Annotated in this window: 1 protein-coding gene and 1 pseudogene; both read left to right on the plus strand. The window is 64.2% G+C overall.

From position 1 onward, the window contains the following. Positions 1 to 551 (plus strand): annotated as a pseudogene (locus AC5RWX_RS33410) (DNA polymerase III subunit delta'); the annotation flags it as partial. A 19-nt stretch (positions 552 to 570) separates the two neighbouring features. Beyond that, the coding region (locus AC5RWX_RS33415; protein ID WP_494100444.1) for an alpha/beta fold hydrolase at positions 571 to 1,337 on the plus strand (767 nt) is incomplete at its 3' end.

The following is a 1,337-nucleotide window of genomic DNA, read 5'->3' on the forward strand; positions in this document are numbered from 1 at the left end:
GCCACGTCGGGATCGCCCGCCGGCTGGCACGGGATCCCGCAGCCAGGGAGCGCAGGCTGGAAACCGTCCGCTTTCCCCTGGGACAGCGCGGTGTTACCGCCGCGGTAATGATGGCGGAGAAGCTGGTTACAATCGCCACCGCCGAGGCCAACAGTTCCAATGAGGAGCGCGACGCTGCCGAGAAGGCCGCCCTGCTGGCGACCCTCGGCGCGCCCGAATCCGGTGCGCTCCCTCCGGCCATGCGCAGCCAGGTGAAGCAGCTTGAGGAGGACCAGAAGCGCCGGGCGAAGCGGTCCATCACCGATTCACTCGACCGGACGCTCACCGATCTGCTGTCCTTCTACCGCGATGTGCTGATTATCCAGCTCGGGAATGCTGTGGAACTGGTAAACGTTGAGTTGAGGAGTGAATTAGAGGAGTTTGCCACCCACTCCACTCCTGAAGCCACCCTTGCCCGGATGGACGCCATCAATAAAGCCCGCGAACGTATTACCACCACCAACGTTGCCCCGCTGTTGACCATTGAGTCCATGGCAGCCAGCCTGATCTAGCCCCCTCCAAGGAGACCCGATGACTGCCCGCCCCCTGCCAGCACGCCCCCGATCCTGGGTGATTGGAGTGCGCGCCGCCGGGGCCATGGTGCTTGCCATGGTTCTGGCCTCCTGCACCCTCCTTGGCGGCGAAGACCGCAGCCAGGAGGCGTCGACTGCAAAGGCGGATCCCTCAATTGTGGCCTCCGCTCCGGCCGGGCTGGAGGAGTTTTACTCGCAGGAAGTGGTGTGGGAGCCGTGCGAAGGGGAATTCCAGTGCGGCAAGGTGAAAGTGCCGATGGACTACGACGAACCCGACGGCGACACTATCGAACTGGCAGTCCTGAGGGCATCGAGCACGGGTAACAAGACGGGCAGCCTGCTGGTCAACCCGGGAGGACCGGGGGCATCCGGGTACGACTTCGTCAAAGATGCCTCGGGAACACACTTTTCACAAGCCGTGCGGAGCGCCTACGACCTGGTGGGCTTCGATCCCCGGGGCGTGAAGCGCTCCGCCGCCGTCAACTGCATGACGGATGCCGAGCGCGACGCCGCGCGGGCCAAGATCTACGACCTGGAAACGGACGCCGGCCTGGAAGCCGCCCGGACGGACAACAGGGCGATCGCTGCGCAATGTGCTGAGCAGACCGGGCCGGTACTGGCCCACATCGACACCGAGAGCTCAGCGAAGGACATGGACATCCTCCGCGCCGTGGTCAACGAGAAAAAGCTCAACTACCTCGGGTACTCCTACGGCACCTTCCTGGGATCAACCTACGCTTCACTGTTCCCGGACAACGTGGGCCA

The sequence above is a fragment of the Arthrobacter sp. SPT-J7 genome (assembly GCF_059089965.1).